Origin of the sequence: Fibrisoma montanum (genome assembly GCF_003583365.1) — a bacterium.
Taxonomy (GTDB): Bacteria; Bacteroidota; Bacteroidia; order Cytophagales; family Spirosomataceae; genus Fibrisoma; species Fibrisoma montanum.
In genome coordinates this window covers 180,017-201,747 of the sequence record NZ_QXED01000006.1, presented here as the reverse complement: position 1 = coordinate 201,747, position 21,731 = coordinate 180,017, and the positions used below count along the sequence as shown (strand labels likewise).

The 21,731-nt window shown below is 56.2% G+C and carries 14 protein-coding genes and 1 tRNA gene; 9 read left to right on the top strand and 6 right to left on the bottom strand.

The features are described from left to right. Positions 1 to 409: 409 nt before the first annotated feature. The 5 genes from DYU11_RS20860 to rpoN form a co-directional block, all read right to left on the bottom strand. On the bottom strand, positions 410 to 1,633 hold the full coding sequence (locus DYU11_RS20860; RefSeq protein ID WP_119669663.1) for a phage integrase SAM-like domain-containing protein: 1,224 nt from the start codon (positions 1,631 to 1,633) through the stop codon (positions 410 to 412). A 233-nt stretch (positions 1,634 to 1,866) separates the two neighbouring features. Further along, positions 1,867 to 1,940, bottom strand: a tRNA-Arg gene (locus DYU11_RS20855). A 115-nt stretch (positions 1,941 to 2,055) separates the two neighbouring features. Beyond that, complete coding sequence (locus DYU11_RS20850) at positions 2,056 to 2,853, bottom strand: enoyl-CoA hydratase/isomerase family protein (RefSeq protein ID WP_119669662.1); 798 nt, start codon at positions 2,851 to 2,853, stop codon at positions 2,056 to 2,058. A 146-nt stretch (positions 2,854 to 2,999) separates the two neighbouring features. Beyond that, positions 3,000 to 3,638: a hypothetical protein gene (locus DYU11_RS20845; protein WP_310589492.1), complete on the bottom strand. Its 639-nt coding sequence runs from the start codon at positions 3,636 to 3,638 to the stop codon at positions 3,000 to 3,002. A 132-nt stretch (positions 3,639 to 3,770) separates the two neighbouring features. Then, positions 3,771 to 5,222, bottom strand: a complete 1,452-nt coding sequence (gene rpoN, locus DYU11_RS20840) for an RNA polymerase factor sigma-54 (RefSeq protein WP_119669661.1) — start codon at positions 5,220 to 5,222, stop codon at positions 3,771 to 3,773. Between the two features lie 153 nt (positions 5,223 to 5,375). Between rpoN and DYU11_RS20835 the strand changes: the two genes are divergently transcribed. Continuing rightward, positions 5,376 to 6,872, top strand: coding sequence for a nicotinate phosphoribosyltransferase (locus DYU11_RS20835; protein WP_119669660.1), 1,497 nt, complete (start codon positions 5,376 to 5,378; stop codon positions 6,870 to 6,872). A gap of 118 nt (positions 6,873 to 6,990) precedes the next feature. Then, positions 6,991 to 7,731: a hypothetical protein gene (locus DYU11_RS20830; RefSeq protein ID WP_119669659.1), complete on the top strand. Its 741-nt coding sequence runs from the start codon at positions 6,991 to 6,993 to the stop codon at positions 7,729 to 7,731. 263 nt (positions 7,732 to 7,994) lie between these two features. Here the strand turns inward: DYU11_RS20830 and DYU11_RS33300 are convergent, their stop codons facing one another. Then, positions 7,995 to 8,189, bottom strand: coding sequence for a hypothetical protein (locus DYU11_RS33300; RefSeq protein WP_119669658.1), 195 nt, complete (start codon positions 8,187 to 8,189; stop codon positions 7,995 to 7,997). Positions 8,190 to 8,481: 292 nt separating this feature from the next. Between DYU11_RS33300 and DYU11_RS20820 the strand changes: the two genes are divergently transcribed. The 7 genes from DYU11_RS20820 to DYU11_RS20790 all read left to right on the top strand — a co-directional run bounded on the left by DYU11_RS20820 (position 8,482) and on the right by DYU11_RS20790 (position 21,706). Continuing rightward, positions 8,482 to 9,216 (top strand): HAD family hydrolase, encoded by a 735-nt coding sequence (locus DYU11_RS20820; protein WP_119669657.1) that lies wholly within the window; start codon positions 8,482 to 8,484, stop codon positions 9,214 to 9,216. Between the two features lie 102 nt (positions 9,217 to 9,318). Beyond that, complete coding sequence (locus DYU11_RS20815; RefSeq protein WP_119669656.1) at positions 9,319 to 10,488, top strand: TIGR03364 family FAD-dependent oxidoreductase; 1,170 nt, start codon at positions 9,319 to 9,321, stop codon at positions 10,486 to 10,488. 198 nt (positions 10,489 to 10,686) lie between these two features. Beyond that, positions 10,687 to 13,938 carry a SusC/RagA family TonB-linked outer membrane protein gene (locus DYU11_RS20810; RefSeq protein ID WP_119669655.1) on the top strand — a complete coding sequence of 1,084 codons (3,252 nt, stop codon included), beginning with the start codon at positions 10,687 to 10,689 and terminating at the stop codon, positions 13,936 to 13,938. 24 nt (positions 13,939 to 13,962) lie between these two features. Then, a complete protein-coding gene (locus DYU11_RS20805; protein ID WP_119669654.1) occupies positions 13,963 to 15,531 on the top strand; it encodes a SusD/RagB family nutrient-binding outer membrane lipoprotein in 1,569 nt (522 codons plus the stop codon). Positions 15,532 to 15,774: 243 nt separating this feature from the next. Further along, a complete protein-coding gene (locus DYU11_RS20800) occupies positions 15,775 to 19,104 on the top strand; it encodes a SusC/RagA family TonB-linked outer membrane protein (protein WP_119669653.1) in 3,330 nt (1,109 codons plus the stop codon). A gap of 60 nt (positions 19,105 to 19,164) precedes the next feature. Continuing rightward, entirely contained in the window at positions 19,165 to 20,679 is a 1,515-nt protein-coding gene (locus DYU11_RS20795; protein ID WP_119669652.1) for a SusD/RagB family nutrient-binding outer membrane lipoprotein, read from the top strand. A 115-nt stretch (positions 20,680 to 20,794) separates the two neighbouring features. Beyond that, positions 20,795 to 21,706 carry a metallophosphoesterase family protein gene (locus tag DYU11_RS20790; RefSeq protein WP_119669651.1) on the top strand — a complete coding sequence of 304 codons (912 nt, stop codon included), beginning with the start codon at positions 20,795 to 20,797 and terminating at the stop codon, positions 21,704 to 21,706. The last annotated feature ends 25 nt before the right edge of the window (positions 21,707 to 21,731 follow it).

The window sequence follows — 21,731 nt, the reverse complement described above, 5'->3', positions numbered from 1 at the left end:
CCAAGGCTTGAGGGGCATACTCAATCAGTTTTGTTGCTGTTGATCAGAAGCGATAAACGGTAAGTTAGCAGAAGTGCAATGATTTGGCTTTACTGGCTCATTAGAATACAGGGGCTAGGCTAACATAACAAGTGTTTGTTTTATTAGCTGATTTGACCAGAGCGGTTCTTGTGCAGATCAGCTTGTTGCTGAAAGACGCTTACAACAATATAGAAGCCCGGCTCCAGCCGGGCTTTTTCATTACCTTTGCGATGCTCAAGATTAATTACCGCGTGGGGAGCGGCACCGACCTGTCGAGTAGGCGGTGCTGTTCCCCCGTATTTGCATTGTAATGGTGCAAATAAGTATCCCCACGCGGTGATCTTGAGCAGCGGGTCAGAGCAGCATCGCCTGTTCGCCTGGGCGGGTGTCAGGAGGCTTTACGAAGCTCCTGTTGATACGTCTTGCTTTCGCGTAGCTCAGCAATGACCCGGCGTTCGTCCGGACGGCCGTATACCTCCAGGCCGATCGCACTCTTCCGACCCAGCATCACTTTGACGGCATCGGTGGTTAAGCCCAGCGTGTTGAAACACCAATCCGTAAACGTCTTGCGGCCGGCTTTTGTGGATAGATCCGGATGCAAACCCAGTTCAGCGGCAATCACCTTGAGCTGCAGGTTCATGGTCTTATTGGACTTCAGCGGCAGGTGTTCCCAGCCGCCGTATTTGGCTACGATGTCGGCCACTTCAGCAAACTGGGGAACGCGGGCCGTGACCTCGGTCTTGATCCGGTCCTTGATCAGCCATACCTCGCCGTCGATGCCCCGGCGCAGGGCCGTTCGATACCGCTTCACAAAGTCTTTCAGGTCGCCGAAGTGAAACCCCGTTCGACAATAGATAATAAACACATCGGCAACCGCCTGGAGGTGAGGATTGGTAAACCGGTGATTTTTCAGCCGGACAAATTCGGCTTCAGTGAGGTAGATCGGATCGTCATAGTTTACCTGGGGAAGTTTTAGCCCCTCCAGGGGGTTATCGCCGGCCAGGTGATTGATCTTGGCCCAGCGGGTTACCTGCTTGATGGTGGTGGCATGTTTATGGATGTAGGAATCGGCGTGGCCAACCTTGTCGCCAACCGGAATGGACTTCATCCAGCGCCGGAACTTCTTCAGCCAGGCGGCATCAAAATCCTCCAGAGGCATGTCCAGCGCTTTTTCGATGATGAGAAAATCAACCACCTTTTTACGGGCCGTGTCGTAGACCGTCCAGGTTTCGTCAGTCACGTCGGGATTGGCCTTCACTTCCTTCAGATAGAGTTCAAAGGCCGTGATAAAAGCAATGTCATTGCCGCCTTTACGGTACAAGCGTTTAATTTTTCCGGCCGTAATGGGGGCTTTTCGTCTGAAGAGGTCATTGAAGAGGGCCATCAACTGAAGCCGTATGGTGGTAAGCTGTTCGTTTTTGAAGTGGGCCGTCGGATCGGCTCCCTTGATGGTCGAGGTAAGCGGGTCCCAGTGGTCGCGGTGGATGGTAATGCCGGTGGAGCCAATATCGGCCCGCTCCCCTTTGACACTAATACGACAGTAGATCTGTGCAAAACCCCGTTGCTTTGAATTGTGTAACCAAAAAGAAACTTCCATACGATTGATTTTCATAGAGCATGTGGATTGGTTAATTAATGCGCTATGAACAATTGAATAATGGTGTGAAGATGTTAGACAATACCAAGTGCCACCAACGAGTTTAGGTGCCACCACTTTTGCCACCACGGGTATGGGTAAGCATAGATCAAAAAGAAGCGAATTGATTTACAGCCAGTTAGCGGGGCACAAAAAAAGCCCGATACGTGGTCTGTACCGGGCACCTTGGTGAATTTGACTAACTTCTGTGCACTCGTAGGGATTCGAACCCCAAACCTCCTGATCCGTAGTCAGGTGCTCTATCCAATTGAGCTACGAATGCGTTTTGCATGTTTACAGGGGCTTCTATCCAATTGATGTCGAGCGCGACCCCGGTACAAATGCGTTTCCCGTTGATTGGGAGTGCAAAAGTAGGGAGAAAAAAGGCGCTTGTCAATCTATTTGCCCGAAAAATTTGCTTTACGTTTCATCAGAAACGCACCGATACCCTCGGCTGCATCGTGCGAACGGCCCAGGGTGTCCTGATTTTCAGCTTCCTGCTCCAACAGGTGATCCAGATCCGAATACAGGGATTGATTCAGGACCTTTTTCATCGCACCAATGGCTTTGGTGGGGGCCGTAGCGTAATAAGCCACTACGTCGTCGACGGCTTGATCTAACTCCGTGGCGGGCACCGAGCGACTGACGAGGCCGAGCTGAGCGGCTTCGGGGCCGTACACGCGCCGGCCGGTGCTGCACAGTTCAAACGCCTTCTGTGGACCGATCAGCCGTGGCAGAAAGAACGTAGAGCCGGCATCGGGCATGAGACCGATATTAACGAAAATCTGGCTGAAATACGCATCATCGGCGCAGATCACAACGTCGCAGGCCAGGGCCAGTGAGCACCCCGCACCGGCCGCTACGCCGTTGATGCGGCCAATAACCGGTTTGGGCAGGTTTCGGATGGCCTTGATCATTGGGTTGTAACCACTGCGCAGTGTATCGCCAAGTTGCATGGAACCGCCCGCTGCCGCTGCGTTCGCAACCCCTTCTTTGAGGTCCGCGCCCGAGCAAAATGCCTTGTCGCCCGCGCCGGTCAGTACCACGACCCGCACGCTCTCGTCGGCACCGGCGGCTTCAATGGCGGCCGTGATGTCGTGGATCAGTCCCTGGCTTAGGGCATTATACACCTGCGGGCGGTTGAGCGTAAGGCGGCAAACGCCGGCTTGCAGTTCGTAGGTCAGGAATTCATACATAAGACGTATCGTCTAAAGATAGTATGCAAGCATACGGTTTTTAGCGGAGATCGCCAAACCATTGAGAGCTAGCGGTCCAGCCGGGGGCGTTCCGCTGCTCAAATGCCCATGACGACGTCGATACGTACCGGAGCGGGTAGGGGACGTTAAACGAGCCACAGCACGGCAATCAGGCTGATGGTTAGCCCGAGGGCCAGACCCGCCCCGATCTGCCCCGGCGTGTGGGCGTTCAGTTGAAGCCGGGCGCTGGCCAGCACACCGGCCAGAATGATTACTGCCAGCAGCGCCATGAACAGGTCGGTCTGACTAAATTTCAGCATAACCCCGGCCAGGGTGCCCACGACGCCCCCGATACCGACGCTGTGAGCGCTGATCTTCCAGAATAAACTGATGATGCCGACCAGCAGGACCGAAACGGCCGTACTTCCCAGCAGGATCGCAATTTCGGGGGCTACCACTGAAATCAGCTGCATCCGGAAGGCAAACAGGAACGTCAGGAACGTATAGATCAGACCGGTCAGCAGGTACGGTACTCGGCGCTCCTGCCGGTCGTCCATGTGCAGACTGCTCAAAAAGCCGCTACGGTACAGGTAGTAAATCAACAGGGCCGGAACCCCGAACGTACCGATGAACAGCAACACCAGCAGGCTGGCCCGCAACGTACCGGTGAACGCATCGACGCCCAGGACCCCGGGGGCCAGATACAGCAAAATGCCAAACAACAGCGTTGGCATCAGCAGCGGATGGAAAACGATGGAAAGAAATTTGGCTACTCGCGTACTCAAAATCAAAAGGGGCGTTGTCGGTTTACGGGCAGACCGGCGCAACCGATCTGCCCTGCAAATATACCGCCTGAAAACCAGTAAACTGTAATGACCAGTTCACTCGGGCGGGTCGACATAAAGCAAAAAATGGATTTACAATTGTTTCCGAAGCCGGGCAACCGGAATATTGAGTTGTTCGCGGTATTTGGCTACGGTCCGGCGGGCGATGTTGTAGCCCCGGTCGTTGAGAATTTTTTCGAGCTTATCGTCCGACAGCGGGTTCAGTTTGGGTTCGTTGTCGATCAGTTCCTTGAGGATGTTTTTTACCTCGCGGCTGCTGACGTCCTCGCCCGTATCGGTCGAAATCCCCTCCGAGAAGAAGTACTTCAGCGGGTAAATACCGAACTCGGTCTGCACCGATTTGCTGTTGGCTACCCGCGAAACGGTCGATACGTCCATGTCGATCATCCCAGCAATGTCCTTCAGAATCATCGGCCGGAGTTTGGATTCATCGCCGGTCAGGAAGAAATCGTACTGGAACTGCACGATGGCGTTCATCGTCTTGAGCAGGGTTTGCTGCCGTTGCTTGATGGCGTCGATGAACCACTTGGCCGCGTCTAGCTTCTGTTTGACGAACGTTACGGTTTCGCGAAGGGACTTGTTCTGCTTGCTGCTCTTGTCGTAGGTATCGAGCATCTCGGCAAACGACCGGCTGATGCGTAGCTCGGGCGCATTCTTGGAGTTGAGCGTCAGTTCGAGCTTGCCGTTGTTGTTGGTCAGAATAAAATCCGGAATCAGGTACTGGGCCGTGCCTTCTTCGCCTTCCACCGAACCGGGTTTAGGGTTCAGCTTGATGATAATATCGATGACTTTCTTGAGCGAGTCGTCGCTGATGTTGAGTCGCCGTTGAATTTTTTCGTAGTGCTTCTTCGAGAACTCGTCGAAGAAATCCTCGATGATCCGGATGGCCAGCACGACGTACGGATCGGTGGTGTCTTTGCGGTGCAATTGCAGCAGCAGGCATTCCTGCAGCGACCGGGCGGCAATACCGGGCGGGTCGAAAGTCTGAACTTTTCTCAGCACCTCCTCCAGTTCCTTGACGTCGGTGAAGACGTTCTGCGAAAAGGCGAGGTCGTTCACGATGGCCTGCATCGACCGGCGGATGTAGCCGTCGGCTTCGATACTACCGATCAGCTGAAGGCCGATAATGCGTTGTTCTTCCGTTAGTTGCAGGTATCCGAACTGCTGTAGAAGCGAATCGATGAGGCTCGAACTGGTCGCGAGCGGCATCTCCCGGTCGTCGTCGCCGTAATTGCCGTCGCCCTGCATTTTATAGCCGGTATAATCTTCGCCCTGAAGGTAATTGTCGATGTCGAGCTCGTCGTTGCGGTCTTTGTAGTCGTCGTCAAACTCGTCGGCAAAGGGGTCATCTTCGTTTGTATCCGACTCTTCGCCCATTCCTTCTTCAAGCGCCGGATTAATTTCCAGTTCTTCTTCAATCCGCGTTTCGAGCTCGGCCGTGGGTATTTGCAGCAGCTTGATGAACTGGATCTGTTGAGGAGACAGTTTTTGCTGCAGCGATTGGGTTAGGCTTAACTTCTGCATGGGTGGTACACTTTGGGCTATGAGTCAATAGGTTACGTTGAGTGGAGGAACAGATGCAAATTGCCCCTCACAATTATCAGACCAATTTAGTTAAAAGTTTGTTTGGGGCCATAGAAAATTTTCTGATTAGCCCAATCCCGCTACCTTCGCGGCATGATCAATAAATTATACGACACCTCGCTCAGCCTGCTTACGGACCTCTATCAGGTCACGATGGCCTACGGGTACTGGAAGTCCGGTACCGCCGAAAAAGAAGCCGTTTTCAACCTGTATTTTCGAAAACATCCGTTCGGGGGGGGCTTTACCGTAGCCTGCGGACTGGCGAGTGTGATCGGGTACCTGGAAGAGTTCAGCCTGTCGAAGAAGGACATTCGCTACCTGCGGACCCTGACCGGCAACGACGGACAACCCCTGTTCGACGAAGGGTTTCTGGAGTATCTGGCCAATCTGGAACTGACCTGTGAGGTGGAGGCTATGCCGGAGGGAACGGTCGTGTTTCCGAATGAGCCGCTGGTGCGGGTGCGCGGCCCGATTCTCCAGTGTCAGCTCCTGGAAACGCCGTTGCTGAACCTCATCAATTTCCAGACGCTGATAGCGACCAAAGCCGCCCGACTGCGGCTGGTGGCCGAAACCGATACCATTCTGGAATTTGGTCTGCGCCGGGCGCAGGGCGTTGATGGGGGCATGACGGCCAGCCGGGCGGCCTACATCGGCGGCTGCGACGCTACCTCCAACGTACTGGCCGGCAAGCTGTACGACATTCCCGTGCGGGGCACCCACGCCCACAGCTGGGTGATGTCGTTTGACAACGAGCTGCAGGCGTTCGAAACCTACGCCGGAGTGCTGCCCAACAACGTAACGCTGCTGGTTGATACGTACGATACGTTGCAGGGCGTCCGGCACGCGATCGAAGCTGGTCGGCAACTGGTGGCTCGCGGGCATAAACTGGCCGGGATCCGGCTGGACTCCGGCGATCTGGCGTATCTGAGTATCGAGGCCCGCAAGCTGCTGGACGAAGCGGGTTTTCAGGATACGGCCATCGTAGCGAGCAACGATCTGGACGAAACGATCATCAACAGCCTGAAGCAGCAGGGCGCTAAAATCAACGTCTGGGGCGTTGGTACCAAGCTCGTGACGGCCTACGATCAGCCGGCGCTGGGCGGGGTTTATAAACTGGCCGCGCTCCGCAACGAAACCACCGGGCAATGGGAATACAAAATCAAACTGTCGGAGCAGGCCATCAAAACGTCAACGCCGGGTATCCAGCAGGTACGTCGGTTCTATGAACTGACCGCCGATGGAACGCCCAATTTCCTGGCCGACATGATCTTTGACGAGGAACGGGCGGCAGAAGGGACCGTGACGATGATTGACCCGCTGGATTTTACTAAACGACGGCGTTTCGAACCGACGCATTTGTCGGAAGACCTGCTCGTGCCGGTGTTCCGGGCGGGTAAGCGGGTCTACGAAAGCCCCGACATCCATACGATCCGGGCGCGGGTGCAGACGCAGATGAAGAGCCTGCACTCCGGTGTGAAGCGGTTCGTGAACCCGCATACGTATCCGGTTGGTCTGGAGAAAAACCTGCACGACCTGAAGACGAACCTGATCCTGTCGCTGCGGGAAAAGGAAGGTGTCGTCGGCCGGTAAGGTCGGTCGGTAGTTCGTGTGAATAATGGCCTGAAAACAAACATTTCTGGCCAAAAAACAAGCCTTGTTTCGTTGGCGAATGGGGACCTTTGATACGTAATCAAAACCAACCAAAGCCATGAAATCGCTATTCACACATGCCGTTTACCTGATCGTCATCATAGGAGTACAGTTTGTAGGCAACCACGGTGCGCTGGCGCAGACCAGTGGCCAGTATGCGCCGGTCAATGCTCAGCATAAGGGGCACTGGAGCCTGAAAACTGACCCTGCCATTCGTGGTACCATCATCCGCTTCTATGGCAGCGATAGCCAGCAGATCTATCAGGAGTCGCTTCCCAATCAGTTTATCAAACTGTCGCCTAAAAATATCCGGCGGCTGGATCAGACACTGGCCCGGCTGGTGGATGCCCAACTGGTAGCTTCAGCCGTAACGGTGTCTAACCTGCCGGTTGTTTACTCTGAACCGACGGGTCAGGCCCCCGCTTTATCGGCTGCTCGTTCGAAGGCTGGTGCTCGTCTCGCTCTGGATGCGTCGTCTTTGCGTGTTCAATGCTACGTCCCAGCCGCCAAACCAGCCGTGCATCTGATCGTTGTTAACCCGGCTGAGGAGCGTATAACGATCCAACTGCTATCGGCTGAGAATAAAGTAGTGTATGAAGCAGTAAGCTGGGAACCCGGCCGCCGGTTTCAACTCGACATGCTGGGCATGCCGGAAGGTACCTATCAGGTTCGGGTAAAGGGCGCAACGCAGCAGTACCAACAGCCGGTTACCCTCAACTACGGATCGCAAAAGGCCGTGGTGCAAATTGATACGCCAGCCGTGTCTGAAGGGGTACTGGCAACGAAGCGGTCAAAGTAATCTTTCCTGTACTTATTGCCGGTTGGCAGTAGCTTATGATGGATAGGCCCTGCCAACCGGTTGCTCAGGTAGCTAAACCTGTAGCTTTGTTCCCGTTACGTACCCATCGTGAACGGATCACCTGGCCTGCTGGTCCTGTCCTGACGTTAATCCTTAAGGTTCAGCGCCTTTTTCACGTCGGCATAATCCGTCCAGTCAGTGGCTGCAAAACGGCCTCCTTTCACCTTGCCGTACACAATGACGTGCCGGACTGGGGTACGTCTTTAACCAGGTTCTGAACAGTATAACGCTAACAGCAGGGTAGATAAAGTAGTCTTCATGGAATTAGATAAAAATGGTGTGGATAGAAGAAAAGCTGTTTGGACGGGTTCGCCTTCTCCGTTCAGCCAAAAATGCTTCTGTTTTGACTGGTTGGCAACAATGGATTTGCTAACCACATCCTTTTTCTTCTCATCCATCCGTTTCGTTTTGCGAACGAGGTCGGTTAATTAGTTTTTCTATGGTACTAGTGTAGTTATGGAGGAGGTGACTCGCTTCGCTGGCTGAACCAGTCGGCGGAAGCCTGTTGAGCAGGGGCGGGCGAATGAACCAGCTCGGCAAACCAGCAAAAACATAACCCGGACACAACGCGGTTATGTTAACGCATGTCATGATGTACGTTTCCGTTTTTCTTAATTTATTAATGACAGTCTGGCGGACCGTATCTGATTTTTTCCGTTGTTTACCGTCCCTTTTCTCCTTCCAGTTTGTATGCAACCAATTGAATTAGTGGTCTTTGACATGGCCGGGACGACCGTGACAGACCATCACGAGGTCGAGCGGTGTTTTGCCGGGGCAGCTGCCGAAACCGGCTTGTACGTGAGCGATGAACGTATTCTGGCCATGCAGGGCTTGTCGAAACGGTATGTCTTCGAGACGCTCTGGAAGGAGCGACTGGGCGAAAACCACCCCGACGTACCGCATCAGGTCGATGCGTCGTACGACGCTTTCCGGACAATCCTGGAAACCCATTACCTGACGCAGGGCGCTACGCCTACGGAAGGGTGTCTGGAGGTGTTTGAGTACCTCCGGCAGCGGGGCATCAAGATCGCCCTGACTACGGGTTTCTACCGCGTCGTAACCGACATTATTCTGGATAAGCTCGGCTGGCTCGACGGACTCGACGATCAGCGGCTGGGCGGCCCGGATAGCCTGATTCAGGTGTCGATTGCCAGCGATGAGGTAGAGCGCGGACGACCGTATCCGAACATGATCGAGCGGGCCATGCAGCTCCTGAACGTGAAACCCGTGAAGGCGGTTGTCAACATCGGTGATACGCCGTCCGACCTGCTGTCGGGCCGGGCAGCCGGGGTCGCGCTTAATCTGGGGGTGACCAACGGTACGCATACGCGCGATCAGCTCGACTCGTATCCGCACGACTACCTGCTAGCCTCCCTGCGCGAACTGCCTGAGCTTCTGGCTACCCGCGAGACAGCCGTTGTCTGATTCCGGCAGTACTGGTTCAGCCGGTTGGCTGGGCGGTTCCAACCCGTGAATCGCCGGGCTAACCGGCTGAACTTCATCCCTCGAACGATAACCTTCCTAAACATGGCTTTCTACGACCTGATTGTTGTCGGTGCCGGAGCCCTCGGTACGTTTCATGCCTACCATGCCGCCCGGGCCGGCCAGCGCGTGCTGCTGCTCGAAAAAGACGCGTATCCTGCGGGCGCTACCGTGCGTAATTTTGGCCAGGTGGTGCCCTCCGGTCTCGCCGGGCGCTGGTTCGACTACGGTCGCCGGAGCCTGGAGATCTACAAAGCCATCCAGCAGGAAACCGACCTGACCGTTCGGGCCAATGGGTCAGTGTACATCGCTTCCGATGCCGATGAACTCGCCCTCATCAACGAACTGCACGACCGCTACGTGAGCGTTGGTTACCCCTGCGAACTGCTGACGAAAGCCCGGTGTCTGGCGCAGTACCCGGCTCTGCAACCAGACTATGTGCTGGGTGGACTGTATTTTCCCGATGAGGTAAGCGTGGAACCGGAGCAGATGGTCCACCGGCTGATTGATTACATCTGCCAGAAATACAAGGTAACGTACCAGTCCGGATCGGCGGTGATCGACTGCCAGTCGAACTACAACGGTGCTATCGTGACGCTTGCCGGGCCGCGCCAGACGAACCGGCAGCGGTTTCAGGCCGACCGGCTGCTGCTCTGCAGCGGGCACGAAGTCCGGCTGTTGTTCCCCGATATTTTTGCCGACGCCGATTTGATCATCAGTAAATTACAGATGCTGATGACGGAGCCGATGCCTGATGTGGCCTTACGCGGCAACATCCTGACCGGCCTGACCATCCGGCGGTATGAGTCGTTTCGCGAGTGTCCGTCCTACGCCGGACTGACCACACCCGACTACCTGGCCGAGCTGAAGCAGTGGGGCATTCACATTCTGTTCAAGCAGGCAACCGATGGGTCGTTTATCATCGGCGATTCGCACGAATACGCCCCCGCTACGCGGGTTGAAGACCTCGGCTACCATACCCAGGCCCACATCAACCGGTTGATCCTGAACGAAGCCCGCCGGATTGTCCGCTTCCCGGTCGAGCCCATCCGGAAGGAATGGGCCGGTTTCTACAGCCAGACCGACAAAGAGATTTTCGAATACGATGTTGACGAGCACATCCGCATCATCACGGGCATCGGCGGGAAGGGCATGACCTCCGGCGCGGGCTATGCCGAAGCCAGCATCCGGCAGTGGCTCGGGGTGGCCGTATAAGTAGAAGCGGTAGCCGCTGGTGTTATATTTATGTGAACTAAATCCAAGGGCTGTTCATAAACCATTGATAGCCAATAAATATACGCGTAATACTGTCTAAGTACATTTGTGGAAATCAGCACCGGGTAAATCCATAAATGTATGAAGCTTCTTTTACTTTACTCAACACCAGTCCGTTGCGTTCCGCGCCGACCGATTATGGTGTTTTTGTTTTGCCTGCTGTCGGGGTTTTCGGCCCTGGCGCAAACGATCAGCGGTCGGGTAGTTTCCGGCGATGATCAGCAACCCCTTCCGGGTGTGTCTATCGTACTCAAAGGTACAACCACCGGTACAACCACTCGCGCCGACGGTACGTATTCAATCAATGTTCCTTCGTCAAACGCTACATTGACGTTCTCATTCATTGGGTATGATTCGCAGGAGATTACGGTTGGCAACCGCAGTACTATCGACGTGACGCTGGCCAGCAGCCCCAAAGCGCTGAACGAGGTTGTGATTACCGCGCTCGGTATTAAAAAAGACGTACGCAACACGGGGGTGGCCATCCAGACGGTCGACGGCGCGTCGCTCGTAAAAGCCCGCGAGCCGAACCCGATCAACAACCTGGTTGGTAAGGTGGCCGGCCTGACCATCGGTGCCTCGGCCGAACTGCTGCGCCGGCCGACGATTGCCCTAAGGGGATACACGGACGTGCTGTTCGTTGTTGACGGGGTACCGATCAACTCCGACACCTGGAACATCAGCAACGATGACATCGAAACCTACACCGTTCTGAAAGGCGCTTCAGCGTCGGCTCTGTACGGTTTCCGGGGTAAGAACGGCGCTATCCTGATCACCACCAAGCGGGGTTCGAAAGACAAGCGTGGGTTCTCGGTGGAGGTAAACACCAGCCAGCAGTTCGACAACGGATTCATCGCCATCCCGAAGGTTCAGGATGAGTACGGTCCCGGCGACCATGGCGTGTATGCGTTCGGCGACGGGAAAGGGAACGGCCTGAACGACGGAGACTACGACATCTGGGGGCCGCCGTTGGATGGCCGTCTGCTGCCGCAGTACGACAGCCCCGTAGTGCCCGGGCAAACGTTCACGACGACGTTTCCGAACGGCGCTAAATTTACGAGCAACCGCCAGCCGACGCCCTGGACGCCACGCGGTAAGGATAACCTGCGCCGGTTCCTGCAAACGGGCATCCTGTCGACCAACAACGTAGCCGTATCGTCGTCGACCGAGAAGTACGACCTGCGTTTCTCGCTGTCGCACAACTACCAGCGGGGGCTGGTACCGAACACCCGACTGAACATCACGAACTTCAATACGTCGCTGGGGCTGAACTTCTCTCCGAAACTGCGCTTTGAATCGAACCTGAACTTCAGCCGTCAGACAACGCCTAACTTCCCGGATGTGAATTACGGTCCGAACTCCCTCATCTATAACATGAACATCTGGGGCGGTGCCGACTGGAACGTCGATGACATGAAGCAGATCTGGCAGCCGGGTAAGGAAGGTACGCAGCAGATTTACGCCGAATACCAGCGGTACAACAACCCCTGGTTCATGGCCAAGTACTGGCAGCGCGGCCACTATAAAAACGACCTCTACGGCTATACCTCGCTGCGTTACCAGCTTGCCGACGGTCTGCAACTGACCGGTAAGGCGCAGTTGACGACCTGGAACCTGCTCCGCAACGAAAAATTTCCGTATTCAATGACGGTGTACGGCCGTGAAGAAGGCCGGGGCGACTACCGCGAAGACCGGCGGAACCTGCTCGACAACATCAATCAGGTGCTGCTGCAGTACAACAAGTCCATCACGCCCGACCTTACCGTCAGCGCCCTGGCCGGTGGCGAACTGCGGGTGCTGAACTACAACTCCGATTTTGCCAGTACCAACTACCTGAACGTACCGGGTGTCTACAATTTCGCCAACTCAGCGAACCCGGTCATTGCCACCAACTACACGGCCAACATGCGCGTGCTGTCGGCGTATTACTCCGCTGACTTTACCTTCCGTGATCTGGTGACTCTGTCAACGACGGGTCGGGTGGATAAGCTCTCGACGCTGCCCGCTCAAAACAATACGTACTTCTATCCCTCGGTAGCGTTGAGTACGGTGGTGTCGGACTACATCAAGCTGCCGGACGCGGTGTCGTTCCTGAAGCTGCGGGCGTCGTACGCCAACGTGAAAGACGCCCTGACGCAGTCAACCATCGGCACCACGCCGGGGTTGTCGTATCCGCTCGGCTACGGCGACAATTACTCGTCGTCGTACGGTGGCCCGACGTACCAGAACTCGGCGGTGTATTCGGTACCGCTGGTGTACAACAACCGGCCGGCCGCCTACTTCACTAATACGCTGAGCAACCCCGACCTGAAGCCCAACTCAACCTCGCAGTTTGAGGCCGGTCTGGATGTTCGTTTCCTGAACAACCGGATTGCCGTGGATGGGGTGTATTTCAACAGTAATGATGGTCCGCGGATTTTCAGCCTGCCGACTTCGGAAACAACCGGCTACAATGCCCGCCTGGTGAATGGTATCCGGACGCAGAAGCAGGGGATCGAAGTGTCGGTTACGGGTAAGGCGCTGCGCATGGCAAACGGGCTGAGCTGGGATGTAACAGCCAACTATTCAACCTACACCGAAAAGCTGCGCGAAGTGTATCCTGAAGGTGGAATCAACACCCTGGCTTCAAGTTATTTCGTGGGTAGCAGCAGCGGCAACCGCTTCCTGACGGCCGGTGATCGGGTGGATGGTTTCTATTCGGGTGCGTTCTACCGCACGCCGGACGGCCAGCTCATCAACGATGCCGGTGGCCGCCCCATCGTAAACCCGGTTGCACAGTTTCTGGGGTACGTTAACCCTAAGTTCGTGTGGGGGATCAACAACCGCTTTGCCTACAAAAACTGGAATTTCAGCTTCCAGTTCGACGGCCGCGTGGGTGGTGTCATCGGTGATTATATCAAACAGAAGACGTATCAGGGTGGCCGTAACCTGGAAACGGCGCAGGGGGCCATCGGCGACGCCCGCAAGCAGGACGTACTTGGCGTGAAAGCCTACGTCGGGGAGGGTGTTCAGGTATCGAACGGGGCGGTGATCAAGTACGATCCGCAAACGGGGGCCATCACGAACTATGGAGAGCTGCAGTTCACGCCGAACACGACTAAAACGTTCGCCCAGGATTACATTGCCCGGGTGTACGGCCAGACCGAAGCCTTCCTCATCAGCCGGAGCTACGCCAAACTACGCGAGGTAGTGATTGGGTACACCCTGCCCAGTACGCTGCTTAACCGCGTAGGCGTTCGCCAGGCAACGGTGTCGCTGGTGGGCCGGAATCTGTTGTACTTCGCCGAACGGAACGACCTCGACCTCGACCAGTTCGTGAACGGTGGTATTTCGGATCTGCAAACACCCACGACGCGCCGGTACGGTATCAACCTGAATCTGACATTCTAATCCGTAAACTGAGAACCGAAAGTCATGACAATCAACCGATATATTTTTGCCAGTCTGGCGCTGGGTCTGACGCTGACGGCCTGTGAGCAGCCGTTCGACGCGCTCGAAAAAGACCCCAACCGGCCAACTAACGCCCCGGCCTCGCTGGTGTTCAACGGGGTCGTAAATGATATGTATGAGGACGTTACGGGCGGACCGTGGGGACCGGAGCAGCGCTGGAACCAGTTCTACGCCAGTAACTACAACTACTACGCAACCAACGATTACGCCTGGACGACCACCGGGCTTCAGTTCACCACGCTGAAAAACGTGGTGAAAATGGAGGAAGAAGCCAAGCGGGCCGGTCTGCCGGATGTGAATCCGTACTCGGCGCTGGGCAAGTTTTTCCGGGCGTACTTCTACGTGAACATGACTCAGCGGGTGGGTGACCTGCCGTTGACGGATGCGTTGAAAGGGCTGGATAACCTGACGCCCACGTACAATTCACAGAAGGACGTGTATGTGCAGGCGCTCCAATGGCTCGATCAGGCGAATGATGACCTGGCTGCGCTGATCGCCAAGAATGACAACAACCTGCAGGGAGACATTTACCTGAGCAACACCCTGGGCAAGTGGCAGAAGGTGGTCAATACGTACAAAGTACGGGTGCTGATCAGCCTGAGCCTGAAGGAAAATGACGCGGATCTGAAAGTGAAGCAGCGCTTTGCGGAGGTACTCAGTAACCCAACGAAGTACCCGCTGATGGCGAGTGCTGACGATAACCTGCAGTACATCTACAACAGCAGCTTCAACAAGTACACCCGGAACCCCGACAACTTCGGGCAGAACGCTACCCGCGAAAACATGGCTGCTACGTACCTCGGTACGTTGACGTCGCTGAAAGACCCACGGACGTTTATCGTGGCTGAACCCGCGTCGGCCAAGGTCGCGGCCGGGGTGAAACCAACCGATTTCGCTGCGTTTGTCGGGGCATCGTCGGGCGAGGACCTCGCCGACATGTCGTCGAAGGCCAATCGGGGTGAGTATTCGTTCCAGAATCGCCGTCGCTACTACAGCACCTACACCGCCGAGCCGTACATCCTCATCGGTTACCCGGAGCTTCAGTTCAACCTTGCCGAAGGCATCAGCCGCGGCTGGGCGTCGGGCAATGCCGAAGAGTATTATAGAAAGGGCATTCAGGCATCGTGGGCGTTCTATGGTCTGAAAGACGGCAGCAACGACGTGTATTTTTCGGCCGACGGTGGTTATCGGAACTTCAACACCTACCAGGTAAACGTCAGCTTTGCCGATTACTACGCACAGCCGGCTGTTAAATACGCCGGCAACAACGCCGATGGCCAGAAGCAGATTCTGACCCAGAAATACCTGGCGTTTGCGCAAAACTCGGGCATGGAAGCCTGGTACAACCAGCGCAGAACAGGGGTACCAACGTTTCTGCTGGGCCCCGGTACCGGCAACAGTGGCCGGATACCGAAGCGGTGGCAGTACCCAACCACCGAAAACTCGTACAACAAGGCGAACTACTCAGCCGCTCTTACCACTCAGTACGGCGGATCGGATGACATCAACGCCATGATGTGGCTTTTGAAATAAACCCGTTAACAGCGCAGGCAGACAACGGTGGGAGAAATCTTCACCGTTTCTGTTTGCAGGGGGTTAGGCTAAGCCCGGAAGCAGTTATCAATCAGGTTTTAATTAAACGTATCAGGTGTGTTAAGTAGTTGTGAAGTCTTTTAATACTGAGTTCATAAATCGTTGATTCACAATCAGTACTGACGTAATAGTAGCTAAGTACTTTTGTGCTTGCACCTAATTACGCTAAACCGTAAACGACTTATGACCATCTTTTTACGTCTCTTGACGCCATCAGTTCCTGTCAACCGCAGGCTACTGGTGGTGTTTTTGTTTTGCCTGCTGTCGGGCCTGTCGGCCGTGGCGCAAACGATAACCGGGCGCGTGGCATCCGCCGATGATAACCAGCCGCTGCCGGGCGTATCTATTGTTATAAAAGGAACCACAACCGGGACTACCACCGGAGCTGATGGTAAGTACTCAATCAACGCTCCGTCAACGGCTGTTCTGACGTTCTCGTACATTGGCTACGAAACCCAGGACGTGACCGTTGGTAATCGGACGACGATTGACGTAACGCTCCGGGGCGATGCCCAGACCCTCGGCGAGGTTGTGGTAACGGCACTGGGTATTCAGCGCGAGAAAAAAGCGCTTGGCTACGCCACCCAGGAGATACAGGGAAGTGCCCTGACCATTGCCCGCGAAACCAACGTAACCAACCAGTTGGCCGGCAAGATCGCGGGCGTGACGGTAGTAGGCAGCCCATCGGGTATCGGCGGGTCGTCGCGGGTCACCATCCGCGGAGAACGCTCGGTAGATCTTAATAAGAACCAGCCGCTCTACGTCATCGACGGGGTGCCCATCTCGAATGGGTTTACGGGCGGGTCGGGCCGGAACAACCTCGAAGTTGATTTTGGGAACGGAGCCAGCTTCATCAACCCCGACGACATTGAGTCGATCAACGTACTGAAAGGCGGAGCCGCTTCGGCCCTCTACGGCGCCCGGGCGGCCAATGGCGTGATCGTCATTAAAACCAAGTCGGGACGCGGTAACAAAGGCATCGGGGTGGAAATCAATACGAACCAGACCGTTGAAACTCCGCTCGTGCTGCCCGAATACCAGACCGTATACGGTCAGGGAAACGGTAACGGGGGGGATTTTGCCTTCGTCAACGGTGGGGGAGCCGGCCTGACCGACGGTACCGACGAAGCCTGGGGACCGGCGTTCTCGCTGAACAAAAGTTACCCCCAGTACGATTCACCCCGGACGCTCAACGGCCAGCCTACCAACTTCCGGGGTGGCGACCTGAATGCGCCAACGGGCAGCGTGATTACGCCGACGCCCTGGGTTGCTGAGACCGACAACCTCCGGAAATTCCTGCAAACGGGCCGTACCAATACCACCAGCATCGCCCTGACGGGTAGCAACGACGCGGGTAACTTCCGGCTCGCCCATACCATGCTGAACCAGACCGGGATTGTGCCCAACACCGACCTCAAGAGGTACACAACCTCGCTGAGCGGTGGGTTTAATTTTACGCCGAAATTCTCGGCCAATGCCTTCGTGAGCTACATCAAAGGCGAGAGTGGAAATCGCCCTTCTATCAGCTACGGTACCGAAAGCATCATGTATCTGTTCAACTGCTGGCTGCCGCCGTCGGTGCAGCTTGAGCCGATGGAAGACTACTGGATGCGCGGCCAGGAGGGGGTTCGTCAGTATAGCTGGAACTACAACTACCACGATAACCCGTATCTGACCGTCTACGAAAACACCAACGGACAGCTGTACGACCGCGTTATCGGTAATGCGTCGCTGAAGTACGATCTGACTCCCTGGTTAAGCGTACAGGGGCGTACGGCCATCGACTACAGCAGCGAAAAACGGGAATACAAACGGGCGTTCAGTACGCAGCGGTTTCCCTTCGGACAGTACCGCGATAATCGCATCATCACCGAAGAGCGGAACACCGACTTCCTGTTCACGGCAAACAAAGAGTTCAACGAGACCTGGACCGTGTCGGGTACGTTCGGCGGAAACCAGCTCCGGCAGAAATCCGACTTCCTGGAAACCAACGCCGGGCAGCTGAACATTCCGGGGATTTATAACCTGACCAATTCGCGGATACCCCTGCAAACGTCGCAGAGCCTGGTCGAAAAGCGGGTTAACTCGCTCTACGGCTCAGCGCAGGTAGCGTTCCGTAACTACCTGTTCCTGGAAGTAACGGCCCGCAATGACTGGTCGAGTGCGCTCACCCTTCCGGAATACGCCCGCACGTTCGGGACGCAGGACAACTCGTACTTCTACCCATCCGTGGCGGTGAGCGCGGTGCTGAGTGATATGTTCACCCTTCCCCAGTCGGTTTCATTCCTGAAAGCCCGCCTGAACTACGCGTCGGTGGGTAACGATACCGATGCGTTTACGTTCACGCAGTCCTACAACCCCAGCGATCCGTTTGGCAGCAGCCAGGTGTATGGCGAGACCGACCGGCTGGCCAACTTCAACCTCAAGCCCGAAATCAGCGATTCGTTTGAGGGCGGGGTTGAACTGAAGCTGTTCAAACGGCGGGTAGGGCTCGACGTGTCGTATTACCAGACCAACACCCGCAACCAGATTCTGAACATCCCGCTCTCGATTACCAGTGGCTACAACAGCCGGGCGATCAACGCCGGTCTGATTCGGAACAATGGGGTAGAGGTGGCGCTGAACCTCGTGCCGGTTGAACTGCCCAACAGCCTGCGCTGGGGGGTTGACTTTAACTTCTCGGCCAACCGCAGCAAGGTGATTCGCCTGGCCGACAACATCCAGAACTTCGTGATGGCCAGCCGCCGGGTAAGCATTGAAGCCCGCGTCGGTGAGCGCATGGGCGATATGTACGGCATCGGCTTCGCCCGCGTGCAGAACACCGATCCAACCAAGCCTTACTACGACGCCACGGGCCAGTACGTTGGACAGATGGTGTTCAGCCAGGGACGTCCCATCGCCACGACCGACCGGATCAAACTGGGTAACTATAACCCGGACTTTCTGCTGGGTATCAACAACAGCCTGACCTATCGCAACCTGCGGCTGAGCTTCCTGTTCGACATGCGGCAGGGGGGTAAACTATACTCCGAAACCCAGACCGTTGGGCGCGAGGGTGGCATCATTATCGAAACCCTCGAAGGCCGCGCCAATGGCTACAACCTGAATCTGCCCGGCAACGGTGTCATTGGGCAAGGGGTAAAAGTGGTCAGCACGAACACCGATGGGACAACTACGTTTGCGCCGAACGACGTCAAAGTCAACTCGCGGCAGTGGCACACCGCCTGGACGGGTGGCCGGAACATTGCCGAAGGGGTAATGTACGACGCGTCGTTCGTCAAGCTGCGCGAAGTACAGCTTGGGTTTGCCATCCCGGACCGTATCTGGGGCCGCGTACCGCTGCGGGGCGTTACGTTCACGCTGGTCGGCCGGAACCTGGCCGTTTGGTCGAAGGTACCCCACGTGGACCCCGAAACGCTGTCGTACGCGGGTGGAACGGCCCTGCCCGGTATCGAGTACATGGCCATTCCAACCACCCGGAGCTTTGGCTTTAACCTGGGCGTGAAGTTGTAACAAATGGATCGAACGCCGATACTCATGAGTGTCGGCGTTCGATCCGCTAACATCTGAATTATGAAATCAATAACATATATCCTCTCCATTCTATTCCTGCTGGTGGTTACGTCCTGCGACAATGAGTTTGAGCAGATCAACAACAACCCCAACGTACCCACGCAGGTGTCGCCCGATCTGCTGCTGGCGGGTGTAATCCGCAATACGATCAACGATCAGGTCAACGAAGCCTGGGGCATCGGCAACATTGTGGTGCAGCATACGGCCAAGATTCAGTTTGTGAACGAAGACCGCTACCTCTGGGGGGAGCGCAACGGCGTCTGGAACAGCGTGTATGGCAACATGCGCAACGTGCAGAACATCATCAGCCTGGCCACCGCCAGCCAGCAGAACAACTACCTCGGTGTGGGGCTCGTGCTGAAGTCGTGGCTGTTTTCAATTGCGACCGATACCTACGGCGACATTCCGTATGCCGATGCGACCAAAGCCAAGTCAGACGGGGTGTACGCGCCCAAATACGATACGCAGGAAGTGGTCTACAACGGAATCCTGGCCGATCTGAAGCGGGCCAACGAGATACTGGGCACCAGCTCAGAATCCATCAGTGGCGATATTCTGTTCGGGGGCGGTTCCGGGGCCATCATCAAGTGGCGGAAGCTGGCCAATTCGCTCCGGATCCGGTATCTGATGCGGATTTCCAATCGCCGGAACGTTGGTCCGGACCTGCAGGAAATCCTGAGTGATCAAGCAAAATTCCCGATTTTCGAAAGCAACGCCGATAATGCCGCACTGGTTTATCAGGCCACGGCCCCGAACCAGTGGCCCCTCTACGGCTCACGCGTAGGTTCGTTCGATGAGTTCCGGGCCAGCAAGCCGCTCGTTGACCGGCTGACCGCCCTGAACGACCCGCGTTTGCCCATATTTGCGCGTCCGGTTGAGCGGCCCTCGTCGGCCGGCCGGGTTGAATACACGGGCATTCCGAACGGGTTGGGCGATACCCCGGCGCTGAGCTACAACGGTGGCCCGCAGGGCGTATCACGCGTAGGGCTGTCGTTTGCCTGCCTCGTGTGCAGCACGCCCGCACCCGTCCCGAACGTCATGCGTGGCCTGCTGATGACGTTCGCCGAACTGCAGTTTCTGCTGGCCGAAGCCCGCGAGAAAGGCCTGATCACGACCGGCAGCGCCGAGACGTATTACCTTGACGGTATCCGGGCTAACTTCGATTTTTACAGAGCGATCGTGCCGACCGAATACGGGATTAACGTAACCCCGCCGGCAACGTACTTTACGCAGCCCGGCGTTGCCTACACCGGTACGCAGCAGGAGAAGCTGCAGAAAATCGGTACGCAGAAGTGGGTCGCCCTGTTTTTTAACGGGCTGGAAGCCTGGTTCGACTGGCGCCGGACCGGTATCCCGACCGTGACGCCGGGACCGGATAATCTCAACAATAACCGCGTACCGGTTCGCTATCCGTACCCACTGAACGAACAGTCGCTGAACGGTACCAACCGGACCGAGGCCGTGACCCGGCAGGGAACCGACGACATCAACACACCCGTCTGGTGGGACAAGTAATCAGTTAGTGTAGTCTGATCCGATTAGTAGAAGGTAGACCGTATATGGTTTTCGGTAAGGAGCGGGGTAACTACCAGCCTCTTACCGAAAACCATATACCGAAACCGTAAACCGTATGAACCGCAGAGACCTGCTCAAATCGGCTGCCCTGCTGCCGCTGTCCACAACGTCTGAACCCCTGGCACCGGGTCTGGCCCGAAAACGGAGTGTCCGGCTGGCTTACATCGGCGATACGCACGTGTTGCCCGAGTCCAAACCCATGAACGGGATTGCGGCCTGTCTGCAACACATCCAGAACCAGGCTGACCGGCCGCAGTTTATCCTGCACGGGGGCGATACGATCATGGATGCCCTGGCCGAAGGTCGCGACAAAGTGAAGGCCCAGTGGGATGCCTGGCATCAGGTGGTGAAAGCCAACAGCTCGCTGCCGATTGAGTACTGCATCGGCAACCACGACGTGTGGGGCTACGAAAACGCGAAGGCTGAGCCGGAGTACGGCAAGAAATGGGCCGTGGATCAGATGCGGATCAGTGGTCGCTACCGGAGCTTCGACCGCAACGGCTGGCATTTCGTCGTGCTCGACAGTGTGCAGCTGAAGCCGGACGGGAGCTGGTACACGGGCAATCTCGACCCGGAACAGATGGACTGGCTGAAGCAGGATCTGGCCAAAACCAGTGCCAGAACACCGGTGCTCGTGCTGTCGCATATCCCGATTCTGACCACGACGGTATTTGCGTTCAACGGCCAGCAGAGTAATCCGACAACCATCCCGGCCGGATTGATGCACACCGATTTCGGTGACCTGATCAAGCTTTTCTACCAGTATCCAAACGTAAAAACCGCCCTGAGCGGGCACACGCACCTGCTTGAGCGAGTCGATTACAACGGCGTATCGTACCTCTGCAACGGGGCCGTCAGCGGCAACTGGTGGAAAACCGATACGCACCAGCAAACCAAAGCCGGCTACGCCCTGATCGACCTCTACGACGATGGCACCGTCGAGCGGACGTATGTCGCGTATGCGTAACCCGACTCGCGTCCGTACGGTACGT

Excerpts from the sequence above, each read along its gene's own strand:
- DYU11_RS20800 (WP_119669653.1), top strand. The coding sequence starts at position 15,775 with ATGACCATCTTTTTACGTCTCTTGACGCCATCAGTTCCTGTCAACCGC.
- DYU11_RS20815 (WP_119669656.1), top strand. The coding sequence starts at position 9,319 with ATGGCTTTCTACGACCTGATTGTTGTCGGTGCCGGAGCCCTCGGTACG.
- DYU11_RS20805 (WP_119669654.1), top strand. The coding sequence starts at position 13,963 with ATGACAATCAACCGATATATTTTTGCCAGTCTGGCGCTGGGTCTGACG.
- DYU11_RS20810 (WP_119669655.1), top strand. The coding sequence starts at position 10,687 with ATGGTGTTTTTGTTTTGCCTGCTGTCGGGGTTTTCGGCCCTGGCGCAA.
- DYU11_RS20790 (WP_119669651.1), top strand. The coding sequence starts at position 20,795 with ATGAACCGCAGAGACCTGCTCAAATCGGCTGCCCTGCTGCCGCTGTCC.
- DYU11_RS20830 (WP_119669659.1), top strand. The coding sequence starts at position 6,991 with ATGAAATCGCTATTCACACATGCCGTTTACCTGATCGTCATCATAGGA.
- DYU11_RS20795 (WP_119669652.1), top strand. The coding sequence starts at position 19,165 with ATGAAATCAATAACATATATCCTCTCCATTCTATTCCTGCTGGTGGTT.
- DYU11_RS20835 (WP_119669660.1), top strand. The coding sequence starts at position 5,376 with ATGATCAATAAATTATACGACACCTCGCTCAGCCTGCTTACGGACCTC.
- DYU11_RS20850 (WP_119669662.1), bottom strand. The coding sequence starts at position 2,853 with ATGTATGAATTCCTGACCTACGAACTGCAAGCCGGCGTTTGCCGCCTT.
- DYU11_RS20860 (WP_119669663.1), bottom strand. The coding sequence starts at position 1,633 with ATGAAAATCAATCGTATGGAAGTTTCTTTTTGGTTACACAATTCAAAG.
- rpoN (WP_119669661.1), bottom strand. The coding sequence starts at position 5,222 with ATGCAGAAGTTAAGCCTAACCCAATCGCTGCAGCAAAAACTGTCTCCT.
- DYU11_RS33300 (WP_119669658.1), bottom strand. The coding sequence starts at position 8,189 with ATGGATGAGAAGAAAAAGGATGTGGTTAGCAAATCCATTGTTGCCAAC.
- DYU11_RS20820 (WP_119669657.1), top strand. The coding sequence starts at position 8,482 with ATGCAACCAATTGAATTAGTGGTCTTTGACATGGCCGGGACGACCGTG.